Origin of the sequence: Sphingomonas sp. MS122 (assembly GCF_049532975.1) — a bacterium.
Classification (GTDB): Bacteria; Pseudomonadota; Alphaproteobacteria; order Sphingomonadales; family Sphingomonadaceae; genus Sphingomonas.
Genome location: NZ_CP186695.1, coordinates 4,031,380 through 4,054,365, shown reverse-complemented (window position 1 = coordinate 4,054,365; position 22,986 = coordinate 4,031,380). Strand labels below are relative to the sequence as shown.

Genomic DNA, 22,986 nt, shown 5'->3' with positions numbered 1-22,986 from the left:
GGCTCAGCGATACTCGACGATCGCGTCGCGGCGCAGGTCGCGGAGCATGCGCTGGGCGCGAAGGTTGGTGCGCTGTTCTTCGATACCCTCGCGAATCTGGTCGGCGCTGGGCAGGGCGGCGGTCTTGGGATCGTCGCGCCCGCATAGCACCAGCGCACGCACGCCCTCGGTCGGGGTGCCGAAGGGCGGGGTCGACTGGCCGACCTGGAGCTTGAGGACGATCTCCTGCAGCTGCGGCGGCAGATCGCGGGCGCGCACCGAATCATTGTCGACGACTTCGGCGCCAAGCGTCTCCGCCGCCTTGCTCACCGCGCCGCAGCCCGCGGTCGATTGCAGCACCTTGGCGAATTCGGCGGCCTTCTCCTGCGCCTGCGCCTGGGTGGTGCCCGCGGGGAACTTGACGGTCAGCTGGCGCAGGCTGAGCTTGGCGTCGCGCGGATCGGCGGTCAGCACCTGGCGCTTATCGACGAGATAGAGCACCGAGAAGCCGCCCGGCACCTCGATCGGGCCAGCGACCTGGCCGACCTGCATCTGCTGCGCCGCCTGGGCGAGTGCGGCGGGGAGCATCGCGGCGCGTACCCAGCCGAGATCGCCGCCCTGCGCAGCCGTCGTCGCCTCGGAGAAGCGCGCGAAATACTCGAACGGACGGCCCTGCTGCATCTGCTGGATCATCTGCTGCATGGCGCTGAACTTCTCGCCCGACGTCTCCGGGGTGGCCGAGAGGTAGATTTCGCGGAGGTGGAATTCCTCGGTGCCCTTGGCTTCCTCGAGCCGCTGGATGATCGCCTGGACCTCTTCGGTGCCGACATTGATGAAGGCGCCGATCTTGCGCTGGATGACGCGCTGCCAGGCGAGTTCGCCTTCGATCTGGCGCTTGAACGAACGCTCCGACGAGCCGATCTCGCGCAGCCAGGCGCGCATCTGCTCGGGGGTGCGCTGGTAGCGGCTGGAGATCGACGCGAAGCTGCGGTCGATCTGGTCGGCGGGGATCGTGATCTCGTTCGCTTTGGCTTCCTGGATCTGGATCGTCTCGTCGGTCAGCAGGCGCAGCACCTGCAGCCGAAGCCGGTCCTGCTCCTCGGGCGACAGCTTGAGCTGGTTGAGCGCGACGAACAGGTTGAAGCGCTGGTCGACATCGGTGCGCGTGATGACATAGCCGTTCACGATCGCGGTCGGCTTGCGCACGTTGGGATCGACCTTGCCGAAGATCTGGAGATTCTCGGGCAGATCGAGATTGGCGGCGCTCGAGGGCACCTGGTCGTCGCTCACCGTCTGCGCGGCGATCGCCGCGCTGCCCGCGATACCAAGAAGCAAAACCGCCGAACGGCAGAAACCTACGACTTTCAAAGTCATCTTCACCTGTACCTGAAACCAGTTCCCGTCAGCGGGCCGTGGGGCGTTTACTCGCCAATTGTGCCTGAACTGGGGCTTAGCGCCCCAAATTCTTGAGCGCCAGCGTCAACAGATAGCTGCTGCCGCGCCGCGCATCACCGGTGGTCTGGTAATCGCGCTTCCAGGTGAGGCCGAGACGGAGGCAATCGTCCTCATATTCGAAGCCCAAGCGATGCCGCACCGGCTCGAACCCGTCGGAGAGCGAGGTCGGGTCCTCCTCGCGGTCGGTCAGGTCGATCACCGCCGAGCCGAACACCGACCAGAAGCGCGCGACCTTCACCCGCGCGCCGATCCGCGCTTCCTCGCGGTCCTGCAGATCCTCGAGCGCGAAGCCGACATTGCGGTTGAGCCGCAGATAGCCAAGCGTGGCGAAGGTGTCGCGCGAGCCCACCGTCGCGTCGATCTCGTTGCGGCGGATCGCGAAATTGTCCTTGTCGAGCCGGTAGCGGTGGGTGAACGACAGGAAGTCCTTGTAGCGCACCACCGTCCGCCCGACGATGTCGGAGAGGCGGTCGGTCAGCCCGGTGCCGTCGGGCAAGATCGTCGGGCGCGAATCGAGGCGGTAGCTCTGGCCGATATTCGCCTCCACCGAGAGGCCGGGCAGGTACAGCGCATAGTCGAGCCCGAAGGTGAAGCGCGTCGAATCCTCGAACCGGTCGTAGCCAGGGAAGCGGTTGAGCGCGAACAGGTTCGAATCCTCGAGATCGACCGCGCGCGCGTCCTCGTTGGGCACGTCGAAATTCTCGAGCCGCGGCGCCGCAACGACCTGGAAGCGCGGGGTGATGCGCTGCACGCCGCCGAACGCCTCGCCGATCAGCGGCCATTTCATGTCGATCGCGAGCGCCCCGATCGCGCGGCCGCGGAACCCCTCGAGCCCGCGATAGCTGATCTGGCTGGTCGCCGCGGTATCGGTGGTGTTGTAGAGGTCGCCGCGGCCATAGGCGGTCAGCGTGATCTCCTGTCCCCAGGCGGTGAGCTTGCGCAGGTCGTAACGCAGCGAGGCGAAGGCGCGCTGCGTGTCCTGCCCGCTCGCGCGACCGATCGCGAGGCTGTTGACCTGGAGCTCGAACCGCCCGCCCTCGAGCAACCCCTGGCCGAAGCGCAGGCGATAGTCGATCTCGGGCAGCGCGATCGGCTGGAGGCCCTGGCTCTCGGTCGGTCGCAGCGTCTGCACCGCCCAGGCGTTGATCGTGAGCATCGAGTTGCGGTCGATTCGTTCGATGCGGGCATTGTTGCGCAGCCGGTCGTCGCTCGAGATGTCGTAGCGGCGCAGGAACGTGCGGTCGCTGGCGATCCGCATCGATCCGCTGACGCTCCAATAGGGATCGAGCTGGAAGCGCCCGGTGGCGTCGAGATAGCCGCGAAAGGCGTTCTCGCTCGACACGTCCGGCGTGGGCGAGACGAAGTCGTCGCTGCGCCGGCTGTAGGTGCCGTAGCCGGTGACGCGGAACGCGCCGTTCGACGTGAGCAGGCGATACTCGCCCTGCAGCATCGGCAGCGCGCCGGTGAAGATGCGCGGCGTGATCGTGAAGTCGCTGTTCGGCCCGAGGCTGACATAATAGGGCTGGGCGAACTCGAAGCCGTTGACCGCGTCGTAACGGATCTCGGGGGCGAGCAGACCGCTCGCATTGCCCGCGCCGACCGAATGCGAGAAGACCGGCAGCGGCAGCGTCGCGAAGCCGAACAGCGAGACGCGCGCGCCCTTGTAGCGGATGCGCTGCTTGGCCGGGTCGTAGACCACGCGCACCGCCGTGATCTTCCACGACGGCTCCTTGGGGCAGTTGTTCGAATCGACCACCGCGCAGGGCGTATAGGCGGCGCGCTCCACGCTGATCACGCCATTGGCGTCGCGCGTGCCGCGCTCGGCGGCGAGGCGGCCGCCCTGCTCGAGCACGACGAGCATGTTCTCGATCGCGCCGTCCTTCAGCGAATCGGTCAGCTCGATGCGGTCCCCATAAGCGGTGTCGCCCTCGGGATTGGTCACCGCGATGTTGCCGGTGGCGAGCACCTGGCCGGTCTTGCGGTTCCAAACCACCTTGTCGGCGCGCAGCCGGTTGCCCTCGCGGAACAGGCGCACATCGCCGCTGACGGTGACGATGTCGCCCTCCGAATCATATTCGGCGAGGTCGGCGGAGAACTGGATCTGGTCGGGATCGTCGGGCAGCGGCTCTTCGGACGGGGGCGGCGGTTCGGTCGGGCGGTCCTGCAGATTCTGCGCGGCGGTGGCGGCGGGCGCGAGACAAAGCGCGAGCGGCAAAATCCCGGCGAGAAGCAGAGCCTTGCGCGTCACGTCCGAACCAACCCCTTAAACACGCCGCTGCAGCAGCCGCCTTCCGCCCTATCGCATCGCGCGCCCGGCTTCGCAATCGCCGGGCTTTGCCGTTCGCCTTGCACTGGCCTAGAGAGGCCTCAAATCACGACATCCAGCCCTCAGGAACAGGAAGCTTCATGCGCGTAACATTCTCCGCCACCCGGCCCGCCGATGCGGCCGTGATCGCTCTGCCGGTCGAGAAGGACGGGCTCGATCGCATGCCGGCCGGCACGCTCGACGACGCCACGCTGGCGCTGGCGCGCGGCGCGGCCAAGGCCGGGCGGTTCGACGGCGAGGCGGGTTCGATCGTCGAGATCTTCGTGCCGGGCGGGGAGGGCGCGAACCGCCTGCTGCTGCTCGGCGTCGGCGCGGGGGGCGAGGCGGATTACGAGCGTGCCGGCGGCGCGCTGACCGGGCGCTTCCTCACCTCGGGCGTCACCTCGATCGCGATCGATTTCGCGAGCCTCGGCGGGGCGCCCGCCGCACGCGCGGTGGCGCGGCTGGCTGCGGCGTCGGTGCAGCGCGGCTGGCGCCACGACGTCTATCGCACCCGTCTCACCGACAAGCAGAAGCCGACGCTCGACGAGATCGTTCTGGCCGGCGCGCCCGAGGGCAGCGAGGCGGCCTGGACGCAGCAGGAAGCCGTGACCGCCGGGCTCGACCTGACCCGCGGCCTTGTCTCCGATCCGCCCAACATCGTCTATCCCGAGAGCTTCGTCGAGCGCTGCCGTCACCTCGCCGAGCTCGGCGTCGAGATCGAGGTGCTCGACCGCGCGGCGATGGAGAAGCTCGGCATGGGCGCGCTGCTCGGCGTGGCGCAGGGCTCGGTGCGCGAGGCGCGGCTGCTGGCGATGCGCTGGAATGGACGCGGCGAAGGCGATGTCGACGTCGCCTTTGTCGGCAAGGGCGTGACCTTCGACACCGGCGGCATCTCGATCAAGCCGGCCGCGGGCATGGAGGACATGAAGTGGGACATGGGCGGCGCCGGCGCCGTCGCGGGCGCGATGAAGGCGCTCGCCACGCGCAAGGCCAAGGCCAACGTCATCGGCGTGTGCGGGCTGGTCGAGAACATGCCCGACGGCAACGCCCAGCGCCCGGGCGACATCGTCACCTCGATGTCCGGCCAGACGATCGAGGTGATCAACACCGACGCCGAGGGCCGGCTGGTGCTGTGCGATGCGCTCACCTGGGTGCAGAAGACGCATAACCCCAAGACGATCGTCGATCTTGCGACGCTGACCGGCGCGATGATCATCAGCTTGGGGTCCGAGCATGGTGGCCTGTTCGCGAATGACGACGGGCTTGCGAACGAACTGCTCGCCGCGGGCCGCGCGACCGGCGACCTGCTGTGGCGCTTCCCGCTGGGCGAGGCGTACAACAAGCTGATCGACAGCCCGATCGCGGACATGAAGAATGTCGGCCCGCGCGGCGCCGGGTCGATCACCGCGGCGCAGTTCCTGCAGCGTTTCATCGACGACGGCGTGCGCTGGGCGCATCTCGACATCGCCGGCATGGTGTGGGCGGACAAGCCCGGCAACACCTATGACAAGGGCGCGACCGGCTATGGCGTCAAGCTGCTCGACCGCTTCGTCCGCGACAATTTCGAGCGCTGACCTTGCAGGTCGATTTCTACCACCTCACCGTGACGCCGCTGGAGCGCGCGCTTCCCGGCATCGCGGTGAAGGTGGTGGAGAGCGGCCAGCGGCTGCTGATCGTCTCGGCCGACGAGCACCAGCGGCGGCGGATCGACGGCTCGCTCTGGACCTGGCAGGTCGAGAGCTTCCTGCCGCACGCGCAGGCGGGGGCGGGGGACGACAGTGTCCAACCGATACTGATCGCGGGCGAGGTGGCGCCGGCCAACGGGGCGCGCTTCGTCGCGCTGATCGACGGCGAGTGGCGCGACGCGGCGCTCGAGTTCGACCGGGCGTTCCACTTCTTCGACGGCGACAAGATCGCCGAGGCGCGAGCGGCGTGGAAAGGGCTGGCCGACCGCGATAGCGTCGAGCGGCGCTACTGGAAGCAGGACGAGAACGGTCGCTGGGGGCAGGCGGCTTAGCCGAGACAAGCGCCGTCGATAGCGGGACTCGGGACGGGTGGGCATCTGAAAGTGCCGCCGGCACCGGCGGGAAGTTGACGAAATTACGCGGAACGCGGTTCATTCTGTCAACTTCGTCCCCCTCTGCCCGTGCGTGTTCGGCAGTGCCGTTCCGCGGCGCGGATCAACGAAATCAAAGAGCGATGCCGTGCGGCCGGACAATGCAAGCAAATGAATTCCAACATTGCAAGCGGAGCGGCAATGGGGTCGTAAGCGATCAAAGCCATTCTGACGACCGCCCCTTGCCACCGCTTCGCCACCCGACTAGACGCCCGCGCAATCCCAACCCCCCAATGACAGGAGCCGCACGGCCATGGCCGCGAACCGGACCTTTTCGATCATCAAGCCCGACGCCACCCGCCGCAACCTGACCGGCGCGGTCACCAAGATGCTGGAGGAGGCGGGCCTTCGCGTCGTCGCGTCCAAGCGCATCCAGATGACCCGCGAGCAGGCCGAGGGCTTCTACGCGGTCCACAAGGAGCGTCCGTTCTTCAACGACCTGGTCCAGTTCATGATCTCGGGCCCGGTGGTGGTGCAGGTGCTCGAGGGCGAGAACGCCGTGCAGCGCAACCGCGACATCATGGGCGCGACCAACCCCGCCAATGCCGAGCCCGGCACGATCCGCAAGGAGCTGGCCGAATCGATCGAGGCGAACTCGGTCCATGGTTCGGACTCGGACGAGAATGCGGCGATCGAGATCGCGTACTTCTTCAAGCCGGAAGAGATCGTCGGCTGATTTCCGGGCTTCGGCCCCAGCGACAAGCAAAGGCCCCTCCCATGCTGGAGGGGCCTTTCTTTTTTTTGTGAGCCGCACACCCAATCGTCATCCCGGCCTTGTGCCGGGATCCACCGTGAGGCGGGCGATGCGCGGACGGCTCTGTCGCGGCGCGTGAGGAACCGTGGATCCCGGCACAAGGCCGGGATGACGGGGCGAGACGTATCGCGCTACTTTACCCCAACCGCGCCAGTTCCTGCGCCCACAGCACATCGATCCGCGCCTGGTCGCCGCCGCGCTCGCGGATGCGCGCCGCTTCGATGCGCAGCTCGCGGCCGGCGAGCATGCGGCCGCTGGTGCGCCACACCAGCTCGACGATCGCCCGATCCTGCTTGGTCGCATCGCCCGCGCGATAGCTGACCGTCACCAGCACCGGCAGCCGCCCCTCGCGCTCGTCCGCGCCCTTGTCGGTCGCGCCGAGCACCGCGCCGTCGAACCAGCTGGCCTCGATCCGGGGCAGCACCGGCGCCTGCGCCCCGACGTTCAGCGCCTTTGGGAAGGCGACCGCGGTGTCGAGTATCTCGTGCGCGGGATCGCTCAGCGTCACCTGCCGCCCACCGCTCACGCTTGCGCGCAGGTCGAGCCGGGTCTCGGCGGCCTTCGCCTTGCTGGCCTCGGCCGCCTTCTGCCTCGCCTCGTCGCGCTTGTCGGCCCAGCTCAGCCACAGCGACACGGCGGCGATGATCACGCCCGCGACCGCGACGATCTCGCCGATGGTCAGCCAGCGGCGGCGGATCGCGCGGGCTTCGGCTTTCTCTGCTGGAGTCTCGCTCATGCCCGATATCTACCGGGAGTCACCGCCTCGGCAAGGTGATCGTCGCGGAGAGCCCGCCGTCCTCGCGATTGGCAAGCGCGATGTCGCCACCCGCCTCGCGCACGATCGCGCGGGCGAGGGTGAGGCCGAGGCCGACGCCGCCAGTGGTGCGGTTGCGCGAGGGGTCGAGCCGGGTGAAGGGATCGAACACCGCAGCGAGTTGGTCGGGCGGGATGCCGGGGCCGCGATCGGCGACCTCGATCCGTACGGCGTGCTTGTCGGAGGACAGCAGCACCTCGCCGCCGCCGCCATATTTGACGGCGTTCTCGATCAGGTTGCGCACCGCGCGGCGCATCAGCGCGGGGCGCAGGTGCACGATCAGCCGCTGGCCGTCCCGATATTCGACCGGATGGCCGAGGTCGCGAAAATCGTCGACCACCGCGTCGATCAGTGCCGACAGGTCGGTCTCGGTCGGCGGCTCGCTCGGCCGGCCGAGCCGCGCGAGGCTCAAGATGTCCTCGAGCGTGCGGTTCATCTCGTCGATCGTGTCCGCCATGCGCTCGCGGTCCTCGTCGTCCTCGACCGACTCGATCCGCACGCGCAGTGCGGCCAAGGGCGTGCGCAGGTCGTGCCCGATCGCACCGAGCATCTGGTCCTTCTCGTCAAGCATCGCGGTGACGCGGCGGCTCAGCGTATTGTAGGCGGCGATCACCGCGCGCACGTCGCCCGGGCCGCGTTCCTCGACCGGCTCGCCAGGGTCGGCGGGGTTGAAGTCGCGCGCCGCGGCGGCGAGCTTGCGCAGCGGGCGCGCGACGCGATGACCGATCCACAGCACCGGGATCAGCACCACGGCATAGAGGATCAGCGTCTGAGCGATCAGCTGCCAGATCAGCGAGCGTTCGGTGCGCGGCCAGCCGGTGGTCATCGTCAACCAGCCCTTGCCGGGAATCTCGACGGCGACGCTGAGCTCGGCCCCCATGCGCTTCATCCGCTCGGCGCGCAACGCGTTCATTCGGGCGAAGCGCGGATCGGTGGCCGAAATCGGCCTGAGGCCGGTCACGATCCGGCCGACGGGCAGGTTCGCTTCGCGCATCGCCTGGCGGATGCCCTCCTCGACGTCGAGGCGCGGTTCCAGCCCGGGCTCGATCGGGTTGGCCGGCCGCAGCCGCAGGCGCCCTCTCGCGCGTTCGCGCCCATCCCCCGGCGGGTCGCGGAAACGGCCGTCGCGCAGCCGCTCGGCGGCGTCGACCACGCGAGTGATCGCCGGCGCTGTGACCTGGCTGAAACGATAGGCGCGGCGCTCGCGCAGCAGCAGTGCGAAGTTGATCGCCTGCGCGACGAACAACGCGACCGCGACGAGCAGCGCGATCTGGCCGGTAAGGCTGCGGGGGACGAGGCGCCGCATCACGTTCACAATTTGGTGACGTCGCTCGCCAGCGTGTAGCCGCCGCCCCACACGGTCTTGATGAGAGTCGGGTTCTTGGGATCGGGCTCGATCTTCTTGCGCAGGCGGCTGACCTGGTTGTCGATCGCACGGTCGAACGCCGCCGCCTCGCGCCCTTGCGTCAGGTCGAGCAGCTGGTCGCGGGTCAGCACCGCGCGCGGCCGCATCACCAGCGCGAGCAGCAGGTTATACTCGCCGGTCGAGAGCGGCACCGAGACGCCGTCGCGGTCGACCAGCGCGCGCTCGCCGGTCTTCAGCACCCAGCCCGAAAAGGCGTAGCTGCCGCTCTCGGGCGCATGCTGGCGCGTGCCGCCCACCTGCATGCGGCGCAGCACGACCTTGATCCGCGCGGCGAGCTCGCGCGGGGAGAAGGGTTTCACGACATAGTCGTCGGCGCCCATCTCGAGTCCGACGATGCGGTCGGTCTCCTCGCTCTTGGCGGTGAGCAGGATCACCGGCGTCTCGCTGGTCGCACGGATGTGACGGCAGAGGCTGAGGCCATCTTCGCCCGGCATCATGATGTCGAGCACCACCAAGTCGATGGCATAGGCCGACAGCCGCGCGCGCGCCGCCTCGGCATCGCCGACCTGGGTCACGCGAAAATTCTGCTTGGTGAGATACTGGGCCAGCGGTTCTCGGATCGAGCGCTCGTCATCGACGAGCAGCAAGTGCGGGGTCTCTGCAGTCATCTCCGCTGGCGTAGCAGATTCACCGCCAGCCGGAAGACCCCGTGCCCTTGCCGAAAGCCGAGCCGCGAGTGCCGGGCGGGCACGGAGGAGGTCGTAAAGCCCGCCCGGCATGCCGCTCACTCGTCCTGGGGGGTGGCAGGCGAGGGCGCGGTGGTCCCGCCGGCGCCGCGCTTCTTGCCGCGCTGCGCCTGCATCTCGGTGGAGTCGATCTTGCCGTCGCCATTGGCGTCGAGCTTGGCGAAGCGCTCGGCCGACTGGGCGTCGAATTCGGCCTTGCTGATCGCGCCGTCGCCATCGCCGTCGGCACGCTTCATCACGTGCCCGGCCTTCATCGCGCCGGGGGCTCCCATCGTCTCGCCGGCGGCGGCCTGCGCCCGGGCGCGCTTGCCCATGCCCATGCCACGGCCCATGCGGCGCTCGTCCGCGCCGATCGTGCCGTCGCCATTGGCGTCCATGCGCGCGAAACGGGCTTCGACCGCGGCGCGGTTCTCGGCCTTGCTGATCATCCCGTCGCCATTGGTGTCGGCGCGTTCCATCGCGCGGTCGGCCATCGCGCCGCCGCGCCGGGCGCCGGGCATGAAATCGGCCATCTCGCCGCCCTTCCGCTCCGCCATGGCGGCGCGTGCGGCGTCGACGCCGGCTTTGCGCTCCTCGGCGCTCAACTGGCCGTCCTTGTTGGCGTCCATCCGGTCGAAGCGCGCATCGGCGCGCTCGAGCATCTGGGCCTTGGACATCGGCTGCCTGGGCGCCATCGGGGGTTCGGTCTGGGTCGCGATCGCGACGCCGGCGGCCAGCATCGTGCCGATCGCCGTGGCAGTCAGAAGATTCTTCATCGGTCGTGGCTCCTCTCAGGCGGCTTGGCGCCGCGGATGGTGCCCTTTCTGAATATCGCCTGTCGCAGCCCTATGTCAGCGCGCTGCGAAAGTGTCGCAACTTGTATCAGTGGGAACGAATCCGCGTCGACTGCGGGAACCCTTTGTATCGGCAACTCCCTTCGTCACCCCCGGGGCTTGACCCGGGCCGTGCTGCCTCGATCGGTCGAAGAGAAGCTCCGCCCCGGGTCAAGGCCGGGCGGGCGAAGGGGTGTGGTTCGACAGGGCTCAGCCGAAGATGGCGACGTGTTGTTCGTGCGGCTCAGCCAAAGATGGCGACGCCTTGTTTCCCCTCCGCCACGAGCGCACCGTCGGCGTTCCACATGCGCATCGCCTGGCTCGAATAGCCTTCGCGGGCGATGTCGGTCTCCGCGTGCAGCAGCCACCAGCCGTCGGTCGTGACCGGCCGGGGGCGCAGGATGTTGACGATCCAGGTGAGCGAGGAGAGCGGCGTCAGCTTCTCGAACAGCTTGAACGCGGCGGGCGGGAGCGCGTCGCCCAGCGCCATCAGCTCGACCTCGGGATCAAGGCCGTCGCGCTCAATCAATCGTCCCCAGCGCAGCCAGTCGGTCGACCCGCTCGCGTCCTTCAGGTCGTAGAAATTGAAGTTGCCGGTGAAGAATCCAGCCGGACCTGTGTAGAGCTCGGCATCGGCGGCGGGCGGCGCGTGGCGCGCGGGCGTGGTGGCGTCATGGTCGATCGCCGACTGGAGCGCCGCCATGAACACGAAGGTGGTGCGCAGCCCCAATCCCGCCTCAGAGACGATGTCGGACTGGATGAAGGCGGCGTTGCGGCCGCGCCGCAGCTTGGCCGCGGTGACGGTGACCGCCCCCGCGAGCGGTCCGATGAACGCGATCTGCGCCGAGCGCAGCGGGGGCAGGTCGGGCTCGACCTGCTTGGCCGCGGCGAGCGCCAAAGCGGTCGAGAGCCCGCCATAGGTCGTGCGCCCCTGCAGCCAGTTGGACGGGATCTCGGTGGTGAAGCCCGTCTCGGTGCGCCGGGCCTCGGCGAGCAGGGCCGGGAGCGAGGTCATGCCGGCTGGGCCTCCGCATAACGGTCGCGCAACTCGCGCTTGAGCACCTTGCCGATCGCGCTGCGCGGCAGCTCGTCGACCGCCACCAGCGCGGACAGGCGCTGCGTCTTGCCCAGCCCCGCATTCACCGCGCGCAGGATGTCCTCGGCCGCCGTCGCGTCGGCGGGGACGTAGAACCCCACCGGGGTCTCGCCCCATTGCTCGGACGGCACGCCCACAACGGCGCAGTCGCGCACCCCGGCGTGCCTGGCGAGCTCGGCCTCGAGGTCGCTCGGATAGATGTTGAACCCGCCCGAGATGATCAGGTCCTTCTTGCGGTCCATCAGGATCAGGAAGCCGTCCTCGTCGAACCGCCCGACATCGCCGTGGCGGATGAAGCGGTTGCCCCACGCGTCGAACCATTCGGCGTCGGCGCTCGCCTGTTTGCGGCCGTAATAGCCGCTCATCATCGCCGGGCTGCGCCCGACCACCTCGCCCATCTCGCCTTGCGCGACCTCGCGCCCCTCCTCGTCGATCAGGCGGATATCATGGCCCTCGACGGGCACGCCCACGGTGTGGAGCTTGTTCGGGAACATGTTGCAGATCAGCACGCTGGTGCCGCCACCCTCGGTCATTCCGTAATATTCGACGAGCAGCCCCGGCCAGCGCGCCAGCACATCGGCCTTGAGCGCGGGCGAAAAGGGCGCGCTGGTACAGGTCTTGAGGCGGAAGGCGGAGAGGTCGAAGCTGTCGAAATCCGCGACCGCCATGATCCGCTGATACTGCACCGGCACCAGCATCGCATGCGTCGCGCGATGCCTCGCCGCCGTCGCGAGGAACGCGCGTGCGTCGAACTTGCCGAGCAGCACCGCCGTTCCGCCCCACGCCAGGGTCGGGATGAAGCTCACCAGCGTGGTGTTCGAATAGAGCGGGGTCGCGATCATCGTCACCGCGTCGCCGAAGCCTGCCGCGGCGTTGCGCACGATATGCGCCCAGCGCATCGCATGCGGCTGGACGATGCCCTTGGGCGTGCCGGTGGTGCCCGAGGAGTAGATGATGTTGAACGGATCGTCCGGGCCGATCTTCACCGGCGCCGGCTTCGCGTCATCCGCCACGAACTCGTCGAGCGCGATCCGCTTCCCCGCGATCGGCCGGTCGCCGAGCGTCGCGGCGGCGTCGGTGTCGAGGAACACCAGCGGGGCGTCGCAATCGGCGATCATCGCCGCCATCTGCTCGCCGGTCGAGGACGGGGCGATCGGTGCCGGCGCGCAGCCTGCGCGGATCGCGGCGAGGAACACCACCGCATAGTCGATTGAGGTTGCCCCGACGATCGCGATCGCCTGGCCCTTGGCGCCGCCCTCGCGCTGGATCATCGCCGAGATCGAGTCCATGCCCGCGTCGAGCTGCGCATAGCTGAGACTCGCCTCGCCATGGATGATTGCGGTCTTGTCGCCGCGCTCGCGGGCATGGGCGGCGATCAACTCGGGCAGCGTGCCGAAGGGCTGACCCAGGATTTCGGCGGCGGTCTGCATTCTCTCTCCTCGATTCGGGCGGAGGCTAGGCGAAACGAGTCGGGGCTGCCATACGCGATCTTCTAAAACGGAGCAGTGGCATGACGCGGATGGAGGGGATGGCGGCGATCGTCACCGGCGGCGGCACCGGAATTGGCGCGGCGGTGGTGCGGCAGCTGGCGGCGCGCGGCGTGAAGTGCGTGGTCAACTACGCTTCGAGCAAGGACGCGGCCGAGGCGCTGGCGGCAGAGGTCGGCAACGGCGCGATCGCGGTGCAGGCGGACATCGCCGACGACGCGCAGTGCCGCGCGCTCGCCACGGCCGCAACGGACGCGTTCGGGCGGCTCGACCTGCTGGTCAACAATTCGGGCAAGACCAAGTTCGCCAATCACGAGGACCTCGACGGGCTCGACGCCGAGGACTTTCTCGACATCTACCGGCTCAACACCGTCGCCCCGTTCCAGATGATCCGCGCCTGCGCTCCGGCGATGCGCGAGGGGCCGGCGAGCGCGGTGGTCAACATCGCCTCGGTCGCGGGGATGTTCGGCAACGGCTCGTCGGTCGCCTATGCCGCGTCGAAGGGCGCATTGGTGACGATGACCAAGAGCCTCGCGCGGGTGTTGGCGCCGGCGATCCGGGTCAACGCGGTGGCGCCCGGCTATGTCGGCACCGGCTGGTTCAGCGAGCGGATGACGCAGACGGCGTTCGAGGCGTTCGAGACCTTCATCGCGAGCCAGACGCCGATGGCCATGGCCGCGCATGCCGAGGACATCGCGGGACCGGTGGTCAACCTGCTCGACCCCGCCAGCCGCGTGATCACCGGCGAGACGGTGCTGCTCGACGCGGGCGCGCATCTCGACGTCGGACTGTCGCGGCGGCCGGGGCGGGGATAGGGGGGCGAACGACTTGGCCTGCTAGCTCGTCATCCCGGCACGAGGCCGGGATGACGGCATAAGGGTCAAGCTGCCGCCGTGTTCGCCGCGGTCTGGCCGAACAGGATCTTCTTGTCCTCGTCGGTCATCGGCGGGTTGCCCGGGCGGACCTCCTCGCCCTTTTCATAGGCGCGGATCGTCGCGGGGCGGGCCTTCACCGCCTCGAACCAGCGCTTCACATGAGGAAAGTCGTCGAGATTCTGGCCCTGCGCCTCGTGCGGGACGATCCACGGGTAGATCGCCATGTCCGCGATCGAATATTCCTCGCCCGCGACGAACGGTTTCCCGCTAAGCTGGCGGTCGAGCACGCCGTAGAGGCGGTTGGTCTCGTCGATATAGCGCTTCTGGGCGTAGGGAATCACCTCGGGCGCATAGCGGTTGAAATGGTGGTTCTGCCCGGCCATCGGGCCAAGGCCGCCCATCTGCCACATGAGCCATTGCATCTGCGCGATCTTGTCGCGCGGCTCGGGACCGAAGAACTTGCCGGTCTTGTTGGCGAGATAGGTGAGGATCGCACCGCTTTCGAACACGCTGATCGGCTCGCCGCCGTCCGCGGGATCGGTGTCGATGATCGCGGGCATGCGGTTGTTGGGGGCGATCTTGAGGAAGTCGGGCTTGAACTGGTCGCCCTGGCCGATGTTGACCGGGTGGATGGTGTAGGGGAGGCCGGCCTCTTCGAGGAACAGCGTGATCTTGTGGCCGTTCGGGGTGGGCCAGTAATAGAGATCGATCATCGGGGCGCGTCTCCTGGGGCAGGGGTTGAGCGCGACAGATGGGGTGGCCGGATCGTTACGCAACCGCCGCCTGCTCGCCCCGCGGATGGCGCAGCAGAAATATCGCGACGATCCCCACCGCGACGAACGCCAGCGCCGAGGCGAGCGCGAAGGCGGCGCCCGGAAAACCGTGCTCCGCGCCGTAAGCGAGCGTCTGGGTGAGGCTGAGCGGGCCGAGGATCGCGGCGATGCTGGCGAGGCTCGCCATGCCGCCCTGCAGCGCGCCCTGGTTCGACGCATCGACCATGCGGCTGAGCAGCGCGTTGAGCGAGGGATAGGCGAGCACCTGCAGCGCGCCGACGACGAGCAGCGCATAGACCTGCCACCCGCGGTCGGCGAAGGCGTAGCCAGCATAGACCAGCGCGCCGACGATCAGCCCGATCATCACCGTGCGCGTCTCGCCCAGCAGCGCGATGGCGCGGCCGGTGACGAAGATCTGCGCCACCGCCATCGCCGCGCCCGAGGCGGCGAGCGACCAGCCGATCGCCTGGCTGTCCCAGCCATGCGCGAGCTCGGCATAGAAGGCCCAGGTCGAGGGATAGACCTGGTGCGCGAGCTGCCAGATAAACATGACGATCAGCAGCGGCGCGGCGCCCTTGAGCCCGAACAGCGGCGCGAAGGTGCCGAGCGGGTTGGCGCGCCGCCACTCGAACGGGCGGCGATTCTCGGGCGCGAGCGTTTCGGGCAGCCAGATCGAAATCCAGGTGGCGTTGAGCGCGGCGAGCGCGGCGGCGGCGATGAACGGCGCGCGCGGGCCGAGATCGGCGAGCAGGCCGCCGAGCGCCGGACCGATGATGAAGCCGATACCGAAGGCTGCGCCCATCAGGCCGAAGGTGGCGCCGCGCTTCTCGGGCGGGGTGACGTCGGCAAGGATCGCGTTGGCCGGTCCGTAGACCGCGCCTGCGATGCCCGCGACCAGCCGCCCGGCGAACAGCCAGGCAATGGTCGGCGCGAACGCCATCAGCGCATAGTCGATCGCGAAGATCAGCATCGCGGCGAGGATCACCGGCCGCCGCCCGAACCGGTCGCCGAGATTGCCGAGGATCGGCCCGGCGAAGAAGTGCGCCAGCGCGAACACGATCGCCAGCCAGCCGCTGATGCGCGTCGCCGCGGGGAGGCTTTCGCCGGTCAGCTCGACGATCAGCGTGGGGAGCACGGGGAGGACGATGCCGAAACCGATCGCGTCGATCAGCACGGCGGCGAGCGCGATGGGGACGGCACGGTGATGGAAGCGCATGGGATCCCTTTTCTGGAGGCGCTTCTAGCCCGATCGAGGCCCGGTTTCTATCCTCTCCCTGGCGGGGAAGGATCGCCCTTGGCGCGCCGCCGCGAAACGGCGCTTGACGCGTGCCGGACCATACCGCAAATTCTAAATCACGATTTCCGGCGATTCTCGGCAGCGGGATGAAAACGGACAAAGTGGAACATGTCGTTCACGAAGTTGGTGTTTCGGACAAGACATGGGTCCGCGGACCGGAGTGGAGAGGAGAAGAAGGTGGCAACCCTGGCTGAACCGGCGACGAGCGGGCTCGATCAATTCCGCGAGGAGGTGCGCGAATGGCTGAGCGCGAACTTCCCCGCCTCGCTCAAGGGCAAGGACAATGCCCTGTCGGCGGTCGAGGGGCCGACCGCAGAGACGCCCGAGCAGGCGGCGTGGCGCAAGGCGATGGGCGAGAAGGGCTGGGGCGTGCCGACCTGGCCGAGGGAATATGGCGGCGGCGGGCTCAGCCGCGCCGAGGCCAAGATACTGGCCGAGGAGATGGCCAAGATCGGCGCGTGGAACCCGATCGGAGGCATGGGCGTGATGATGTTCGGCCCGACGCTGCTGGAATATGGCAACGAGGCGCAGAAGCGCGAGCATATCCCGGCGATCGCCAAAGGCGAGGTGCGCTGGTGCCAGGGCTATTCGGAGCCCAATGCCGGGTCCGACCTCGCCAATTTGCAATGTTTCGCGGAGGATCGGGGCGATCATTATGTCGTCAACGGCCAGAAGACCTGGACCAGCGGCGGGCAATGGGCGGACAAATGCTTCGCGATCGTGCGCACCGACAAGACGCAGAAGCAGGGCGGCATCACCTTCCTGTTGATCGACATGGACTCGCCCGGGGTCGAGGTGAAGCCGATCCAGATGATCAGCGGCATGTCGCCCTTTTGCGAGACCTTCTTCACCGACGTGAAGGTGCCCAAGGAAAACCGCGTCGGCGAGGAGGGGCAGGGCTGGACGATCGGCAAGCGCCTGCTCCAGCACGAGCGGACCAACCTGTCGGGCGGCGGATCGCGGCTGATGCCGAGCGGGCCGTCGCTGGCCGATGTCGCCCGGAAATATGTCGGCGCGGATGCGGAAGGCCGCGTGGCCGATCCCGACCTGCGCGCGCGCATCGCCAAATGGGAGATGGACTGGCGCGCCTTCCTGCTCACCGCGATGCGCGTGCAGGCCGAGAGCAAGGCGGTGGGCGGCGTGTCCGAGGTCTCGTCGATCCTCAAGACGGTGGGGACAAAGCTGGGGCAGGAGCGGGCCGAGCTGCTGATCGAGATCCAGGGGATGGAAGGGCTCGGCTGGGAAGGCGAGGGCTTCAGCGAGGCGCAGCTCAAGGGCACGCGCGCGTGGCTCTTCGGCAAGGCGACGACGATCTATGGCGGATCGACCGAGATCCAGAACAACGTGATCGCCAAGCGGATTTTGGGGATGCTGGATCATCAATAGCTGAGCGTCACCCCGGTCTTGGCCGGGGCCCACCGTGCCGCGAACGATGCGTGAAAGGCTGAAGGGCAGCGCCTGAGGCGAGGTGGATCCCGGCACGAGGCCGGGATGACGGTCGAGGGTTTTGGAGAAGACGAATGGCCGTTCTGACCGAAGAACAGACGATGCTGCGCGACATGGCGCGCGAGTGGGCGGGCAACGAGAGCCCGGTCTCGGCATGGCGCAAGGTGCGCGATGCGGGCGAGGCGGCGGGATACGACGCCGGCGCCTGGGGCAAGATGGCCGAGATGGGCTGGACCGGGATCATCATCCCCGAGGCGCAGGGCGGCAGCGACTTCGGCTGGCTGAGCCTCGGCCTGGTGATCGAGGAGCTGGGCAAGACCCTGACGGCGAGCCCGCTCGCGGCGTCGGCGGCGGCCGCCTCGGCGATCCTGCTCGGCGGGAACGAGGACCAGAAGGCCAGGTGGCTGCCGCGCATCGCCAGCGGCGAGCTGGTGGCGACGCTGGCGGTGGACGAGGGGCCGCGCCACGATCCGGCGGCGATCGCGGCCAAGGCCGAGGGCGGCAAGCTGTCGGGGACCAAGGCGTTCGTGGCGGAAGGCGACAGCGCCGGGCTGTTCGTGGTCGCGGCGGCGGACGGGCTGTATCTGGTCGAGGCGGGGGCGGGCGTGACGGTTTCGCGGCGGCACCTGACGGATTTCCGCAGCCATGCGGCGGTGCGCTTCGAGGGCGCCGCGGCGGATCGGCTGGCCGAAGGCGGCGACAAGCTGCTCGACGCGGTGCTCGACCGCGCCGCGGTGCTGGCCAGCGCCGAGATGCTCGGCATGGCGAGCGCGGCGTTCGACACCACGCTCGCCTATTTGAAGCAGCGCGTGCAGTTCGGGCAGGTGCTGGCGACCTTCCAGGCGCTGCAGCACCGCATGGCCAATCTCTACAGCGAGATCGAGCTGATGCGCTCGGCGGTCGAGGCCGGGCTGGCCGCGATCGATGGGGGCGGCGACACGCGCCAGGCGGCGTCGCTGGCCAAGGGCAAGGCCAACGAGGTCGGCCACCTGATGAGCCGCGAGCTGATCCAGCTGCACGGCGGGATCGGCATGACCGACGAATATGACGCGGGGTTCTATTTGAAGCGGATGCGCGTGCTCGAGCAGATGTGGGGGAGCACGGCGTATCACCGCGATCGCTTCGCGCGGGTGGGCGGGTTTTGACTATCTAGCCCTCTCCCGCTTGCGGGAGAGGGTTGGGTGAGGGCCTTCTTTCTTCTATCGTACGGCCGTGCCCCCGGTTCGCCGCAAGATCAGCCCTCACGCCGCCAAGCTCCGGCGTGATCGAACGGACGCCGAGGACCGTTTCTGGCAAGCGGTACGCAATCGACGGCTCGACGGTTTCAAGTTCCGGTTTCAGCACTCGCTCTGGCCCTACGTCGCCGACTTTGCATGTCTGGAAGCGATGCTGATCGTCGAGCTCGACGGCGGGCAGCATAGCGAGGCGGAGGATGCGCGGCGCACCGCATTCCTTGAGGCGAAGGGCTTCCGGGTTCTGCGCTTCGGGAATCACGATGTGCTGGAAAATCTGGAAGGCGTGCTCGCGGTGGTGGCGGCCGCACTTGCGGAGACGCGCGCGTAAGAAAGAGCAGAAGGCCCTCACCCCGACCCTCTCCCGCAAGCGGGAGAGGGAGAAGAAGGGGCAGCCGGCCTGGTCCTCAGCTCCCGATCGCCTCCCTGATCGCCTGCTCCACCGGCGAGTAAGCGCCGTCCGTGCGATCGAGGCTGAGCGGCTCGCGCGGCAACAGCGGGGGCTGGGCCATGAAGCGCGGCTCGGTGCCGCGATGGGGCTGGGCCGCGTGGACCAGGAAGGGGTGGCAGAGATAGACGGTGCCCGCCTTGCCCGTCGCCGCCACCTCGCGCCGGTGCGCCGAGCCGGCGAAGCCGTCCGCGGCGAGCTCGCGCAGGGTCAGGCCGGCCGCGCCCGCGGGGGCGAGCTGGCGGGCGATGTCGATGTGCGATCCGGCGCGGATGCGCGTGGGGGCGTCGTCGGGGCCGACGTCCGAGAACAGGAACAGCATCAGCAGCGCGCGGCCCTTGCTGAAGACATTGGCGCGCCATTCCATGAAGTCGGCACTGTCGCCGAAGCTGACGTCGATGTGCCAGCCGGCGTCGCCGGGGTCGTCGGGCGAGGGGAAGCGCACCGGGAAGGTGCCGAGCGCCCCCTGCGGCAGCCACCGGCCCAGACCGGCGAGCTGGTCGAAGGCGGCGTGGAGCACCGGTGTGTTGGCGGCCTCGCGGAACGGGGGCTGGGCATAATGGCCGAGCCGGACCACCGGCCGCGTCCAGGTCGAACGGTCGTGCGGGTCGCAGCCGGTGTCGCGCCACAGGATGGCGCGCGCGGCCTCGGCCGTGGCGGCGGGGAAGGCGTCGTCGATGCGGACGAAGCCCTCGGCGACGAAGGAAGCGATCTGTGCGGCGCTCAGCGCGCGTGTGTCGTGACCCATGATGGTCTCCTATCGATGATGCAGGCGTTCGGACGGCGCCGGGGCACCGCAGGACGAGCCGTGGCTCGCGGGTCCGCTCAGGCGAGCGGGAACGCGGCTGCGCGATTGAAGAAGACGATCGTCATGGTGCGGGCAGGTTAGCCGCAGCGGCGTGCATTGCAAGCCGGGCCGCGGTGACGCCGTGCGGCCACTGATTTCGAACGATCGTTCAGCATACCCTGATATCCTCCCGGCCGATCGTGCGCGGCGGTTTCACGCTAGGTTAAGTGGCAATTTGCAACGGTTTTGTTGGCTTGACCGAAAGCCCGATCTTCGATCTATTCGAGTTTACGGTATGGAGCCGGGCAGTGCTCCAGCCTGGGATAAAAGGGGAGTGATGATATGAAGCGGTGTCGTTACCTGGCCGCGGCCGCGGTTCCTGCCTTGATGGGCGCGTTCGCCGCGCCGGCCTTCGCCCAGCAGACCCCGGAGCCGCCGGCCGAGGCCACCAACGAGATCGTGATCACCGCGCAGGGCCGCGCGCAGCAGCTCGCCGACGTGCCGCTCGCGGTGTCCGCGGTGACCGCCGAGGCGCTCGAGCTGACCGGCGCGAGCGACATCCGCCAGCTCAACCAGGTCGCGCCGTCGCTGCTCGTCTCGTCGACGGGGTCCGAGGCGAACGGCTCGGCACGCATCCGCGGCATCGGCACGGTCGGCGACAATCCCGGCCTCGAGAGCTCGGTCGCCGTGTTCATCGACGGCGTCTACCGCTCGCGCTCGGGCATCGGCCTCAGCGAGCTCGGCGAGATCGAGCGGATCGAGGTGCTGCGCGGGCCGCAGGGCACGCTGTTCGGCCGCAACGCGTCGGCCGGCCTGATCAGCATCGTGTCGAAGGCCCCGTCCTATTCGGGCTTCTCGGCGGGCGCGGAGGTCACCTATGGCAATTACGACCTGTGGCGGCTGACCGGCAACGTCAACGTGCCGCTGGGCGGCGACTTCGCGGCGCGGATCGACGGCGTCTATGTGAAGCGCGACGGCTATTACAACGACGCCGCCAACAACACGACGGTCAACGACCGCGACCGCCTGTTCCTGCGCGGCCAGCTGATGTTCGAGCCGTCGAGCGACCTCACCGTGCGCATCATCGGCGACTATACCAAGCGCGACGAGGCGTGCTGCGGCGCGACCTATGTCGACAACAGCGTCAACCCGTATATCGGAAACCTCAACAACCCCGCGATCCCGCTGCAGCAGCCGGGCGCGGTGCCCGGGCGCACCAACGATTCGGGCAACAACATCATCAACGTGATGACCGCGCTGGGGCAGAACCCCGCGGCGCTCCACGCCGGCTGGTCGCGCGAGCTGTCGGTGACGCCCGGCCGCACCTATGGCGGCGAGACCGAGGATTGGGGCGCCTCGCTCCAGATCGACTGGAACCTGGGCGGGGCGACCCTGACCTCGATCACCGGCTATCGCAACTATTCGAGCAGCCAGGGATCGGACACCGACTACAGCACCGTCGACATCCTCTATCGCGCCGACGACGGCAATTCGGGCCGCGAGTTCAAGACGTTCAGCCAGGAGCTGCGGCTGCAGGGCACGGCGTTCGGCGACAAGCTCGACTGGCTGATCGGCGCCTATTACGCCAACGAGGACCTGACCGCGACCGACAACCTCAAGTTCGGCAACCAATATGGCCGCTTCGCCACCTGCCGCATCGTCTCGCCGGGCGGGCTTTCGGCGCTCTATTCGCCGACCTCGCCCGCCTGCCTCGCCGCGCGCCCGGCGCTGTTCGGCGCGGCCTCGCCGCTGATCTATGCCGCGTTCGACAATCTCGACAGCATCAACAACCGCGGCACCACGCTCGACGTCTATGAGCAGAACAGCCGCAACTGGGCGCTGTTCACGCACAACATCTTCCACCTGACCTCGACGCTCGATGTCACGCTGGGCGTGCGCTACACCAACGAGCGCAAGAAGTTCAACGCGACCTTCGGCAACAACAACACCGCCTGCGTCGCCAACCAGGGCCTCGTCGGCGCCTTCGTCAATCCCAACAGCCCGGCGTTCAACACCGCGCTGTTCGCGGTCTCGCAGTCGATCCTCAACCTGTCGTGCCAGGGCAACTCGACCTCCGAGCTCAACGGCGTCTCGATCAACGACGAGCGCAAGGAGGACGAGTTCACCGGCACCGCGGTGATCTCGTGGAAGCCGGTCGACGAGCTGCTGGTCTATGCGAGCTATTCGCGCGGCTACAAGGCGGGCGGCTTCAACCTCGACCGTTCGGCGCTCAAGGCGCCGGCCCAGTCCTTCGCCAGCATGGGCGGCGCGCAGGCGCTGGTCGGCAACCTCCAGTTCGACCCCGAGATCGTCAATGCCTTCGAGATCGGCGCGAAATACTCGAAGGGGCCGTTCGCGCTGAGCGTCGCAGCGTTCCGCCAGCAGTTCAAGAACTTCCAGCTCAACACCTTCGACGGCACGGTGTTCATCGTGCAGAACGTCAATGGCTGTTCGGCCGACCTCGGCGGCGCCGACCGCGACCAGAGCTTCTTTCCGGGATCGGCGAACTTCCTCAACCCGGTGATCGCGCCGGGCGCGGCGTTCAACTACAACCCGGCACTGGGCACCGGGGCCTGCGCGGCGGACGACGTGACCTATGGCGTGAGCTCGACCGGCGTCGAGGTGGAGGCGTCGATCAGCCCGGCGCGGTTCCTGACGGTCAATCTCGGCCTGACCTATGCCGATACGCGTTATCGCGACGACCTGGTCGGCAACGACAGCGGCGCGCCGCTCAACCCGGCGTTGCGCATGCTGCCGGGCGACAACCTCTCGAACGCGCCGGAGATCGTCACCACGGCCTCGGTCGCGTGGACGCCCGAGCTGGGCTCGAGCGGGCTGTCGGGCCTGTTCTACCTCGACACGCGCATGACCGGCGACTTCAACACCGGGTCCGACCTGTTCCCGCAGAAGGAGCAGGATTCCTATGCGGTGTTCAACGGCCGCGTCGGCATCCGCGGGCCGGGGGAGAAATGGGCGATCGAGTTCTGGGCGCAGAACATCTTCAACGAGAAATATGCCCAGGTGGCGTTCAACTCGCCCTTCCAGGCGGGCGGATCGACCACGCCGCCCTATGCGGCGGGCTTCACCTTCGCGCCGTTCGTCGACCCGCAATTCCCGGGCGGGCGCCAGATCTTCTCGCAATTCCTGGCCGAACCGCGGACCTACGGCATCACCGGCCGCGTGAAATTCTGACGG

Annotated in this window: 19 protein-coding genes; 8 read left to right on the top strand and 11 right to left on the bottom strand. The window is 68.4% G+C overall.

The features are described from left to right. Window positions 1–3: 3 nt before the first annotated feature. Both ACO227_RS19325 and ACO227_RS19320 read right to left on the bottom strand, forming a co-directional pair. Window positions 4–1,314 (bottom strand): peptidylprolyl isomerase, encoded by a 1,311-nt coding sequence (locus ACO227_RS19325; RefSeq protein ID WP_423604154.1) that lies wholly within the window; start codon window positions 1,312–1,314, stop codon window positions 4–6. Between the two features lie 115 nt (window positions 1,315–1,429). Then, complete coding sequence (locus ACO227_RS19320; protein ID WP_423604153.1) at window positions 1,430–3,682, bottom strand: LPS-assembly protein LptD; 2,253 nt, start codon at window positions 3,680–3,682, stop codon at window positions 1,430–1,432. 158 nt (window positions 3,683–3,840) lie between these two features. Here ACO227_RS19320 and ACO227_RS19315 point away from each other — a divergent pair, with 158 nt between their 5' ends. From ACO227_RS19315 to ndk, 3 genes are all read left to right on the top strand, one after another. Continuing rightward, entirely contained in the window at window positions 3,841–5,316 is a 1,476-nt protein-coding gene (locus ACO227_RS19315) for a leucyl aminopeptidase (protein ID WP_423604151.1), read from the top strand. Between the two features lie 2 nt (window positions 5,317–5,318). Then, the gene (locus ACO227_RS19310) at window positions 5,319–5,759 is read left to right on the top strand and encodes a DNA polymerase III subunit chi (RefSeq protein WP_423604149.1); all 441 of its coding nucleotides are present in this window, start codon (window positions 5,319–5,321) and stop codon (window positions 5,757–5,759) included. 352 nt (window positions 5,760–6,111) lie between these two features. Further along, a complete protein-coding gene (gene ndk / locus ACO227_RS19305) occupies window positions 6,112–6,534 on the top strand; it encodes a nucleoside-diphosphate kinase (RefSeq protein WP_423604148.1) in 423 nt (140 codons plus the stop codon). Between the two features lie 214 nt (window positions 6,535–6,748). Here ndk and ACO227_RS19300 read toward each other — a convergent pair whose 3' ends face one another. The 6 genes from ACO227_RS19300 to ACO227_RS19275 all read right to left on the bottom strand — a co-directional run bounded on the left by ACO227_RS19300 (window position 6,749) and on the right by ACO227_RS19275 (window position 12,876). Next, on the bottom strand, window positions 6,749–7,348 hold the full coding sequence (locus ACO227_RS19300; RefSeq protein WP_423604146.1) for a hypothetical protein: 600 nt from the start codon (window positions 7,346–7,348) through the stop codon (window positions 6,749–6,751). A 19-nt stretch (window positions 7,349–7,367) separates the two neighbouring features. Next, window positions 7,368–8,732 carry a sensor histidine kinase gene (locus ACO227_RS19295; RefSeq protein ID WP_423604144.1) on the bottom strand — a complete coding sequence of 455 codons (1,365 nt, stop codon included), beginning with the start codon at window positions 8,730–8,732 and terminating at the stop codon, window positions 7,368–7,370. Between the two features lie 5 nt (window positions 8,733–8,737). Continuing rightward, window positions 8,738–9,460, bottom strand: a complete 723-nt coding sequence (locus tag ACO227_RS19290; RefSeq protein ID WP_423604142.1) for a response regulator — start codon at window positions 9,458–9,460, stop codon at window positions 8,738–8,740. A 116-nt stretch (window positions 9,461–9,576) separates the two neighbouring features. Then, a complete protein-coding gene (locus tag ACO227_RS19285; protein ID WP_423604141.1) occupies window positions 9,577–10,293 on the bottom strand; it encodes an EF-hand domain-containing protein in 717 nt (238 codons plus the stop codon). Window positions 10,294–10,594: 301 nt separating this feature from the next. Further along, the gene (locus ACO227_RS19280; protein WP_423604140.1) at window positions 10,595–11,365 is read right to left on the bottom strand and encodes a thioesterase family protein; all 771 of its coding nucleotides are present in this window, start codon (window positions 11,363–11,365) and stop codon (window positions 10,595–10,597) included. Next, window positions 11,362–12,876, bottom strand: a complete 1,515-nt coding sequence (locus ACO227_RS19275) for a class I adenylate-forming enzyme family protein (RefSeq protein WP_423604139.1) — start codon at window positions 12,874–12,876, stop codon at window positions 11,362–11,364. Before ACO227_RS19275 ends, ACO227_RS19280 begins: the two co-directional genes overlap by 4 nt. An 80-nt stretch (window positions 12,877–12,956) precedes the next feature. Between ACO227_RS19275 and ACO227_RS19270 the strand changes: the two genes are divergently transcribed. Next, complete coding sequence (locus ACO227_RS19270; RefSeq protein ID WP_423604137.1) at window positions 12,957–13,748, top strand: SDR family NAD(P)-dependent oxidoreductase; 792 nt, start codon at window positions 12,957–12,959, stop codon at window positions 13,746–13,748. A 65-nt stretch (window positions 13,749–13,813) separates the two neighbouring features. Here the strand turns inward: ACO227_RS19270 and ACO227_RS19265 are convergent, their stop codons facing one another. Together ACO227_RS19265 and ACO227_RS19260 are read right to left on the bottom strand one after the other, a co-directional pair. Beyond that, window positions 13,814–14,521 carry a glutathione binding-like protein gene (locus tag ACO227_RS19265; RefSeq protein ID WP_423604135.1) on the bottom strand — a complete coding sequence of 236 codons (708 nt, stop codon included), beginning with the start codon at window positions 14,519–14,521 and terminating at the stop codon, window positions 13,814–13,816. A gap of 55 nt (window positions 14,522–14,576) precedes the next feature. Further along, window positions 14,577–15,797: a TCR/Tet family MFS transporter gene (locus ACO227_RS19260; protein ID WP_423604133.1), complete on the bottom strand. Its 1,221-nt coding sequence runs from the start codon at window positions 15,795–15,797 to the stop codon at window positions 14,577–14,579. Window positions 15,798–16,055: 258 nt separating this feature from the next. Here ACO227_RS19260 and ACO227_RS19255 point away from each other — a divergent pair, with 258 nt between their 5' ends. The 3 genes from ACO227_RS19255 to ACO227_RS19245 all read left to right on the top strand — a co-directional run bounded on the left by ACO227_RS19255 (window position 16,056) and on the right by ACO227_RS19245 (window position 18,887). Next, window positions 16,056–17,264, top strand: coding sequence for an acyl-CoA dehydrogenase family protein (locus ACO227_RS19255; RefSeq protein ID WP_423604131.1), 1,209 nt, complete (start codon window positions 16,056–16,058; stop codon window positions 17,262–17,264). A gap of 134 nt (window positions 17,265–17,398) precedes the next feature. After that, window positions 17,399–18,469 carry an acyl-CoA dehydrogenase family protein gene (locus ACO227_RS19250; RefSeq protein WP_423604129.1) on the top strand — a complete coding sequence of 357 codons (1,071 nt, stop codon included), beginning with the start codon at window positions 17,399–17,401 and terminating at the stop codon, window positions 18,467–18,469. A 67-nt stretch (window positions 18,470–18,536) separates the two neighbouring features. Next, window positions 18,537–18,887 carry an endonuclease domain-containing protein gene (locus ACO227_RS19245; RefSeq protein ID WP_423604127.1) on the top strand — a complete coding sequence of 117 codons (351 nt, stop codon included), beginning with the start codon at window positions 18,537–18,539 and terminating at the stop codon, window positions 18,885–18,887. Window positions 18,888–18,963: 76 nt separating this feature from the next. Here ACO227_RS19245 and ACO227_RS19240 read toward each other — a convergent pair whose 3' ends face one another. Further along, window positions 18,964–19,752, bottom strand: coding sequence for a phytanoyl-CoA dioxygenase family protein (locus ACO227_RS19240; protein WP_423604126.1), 789 nt, complete (start codon window positions 19,750–19,752; stop codon window positions 18,964–18,966). A 381-nt stretch (window positions 19,753–20,133) separates the two neighbouring features. On the opposite strand from ACO227_RS19240, the gene ACO227_RS19235 reads away from it, so the two are divergent. Then, window positions 20,134–22,983 (top strand): TonB-dependent receptor, encoded by a 2,850-nt coding sequence (locus tag ACO227_RS19235; RefSeq protein ID WP_423604124.1) that lies wholly within the window; start codon window positions 20,134–20,136, stop codon window positions 22,981–22,983. The last annotated feature ends 3 nt before the right edge of the window (window positions 22,984–22,986 follow it).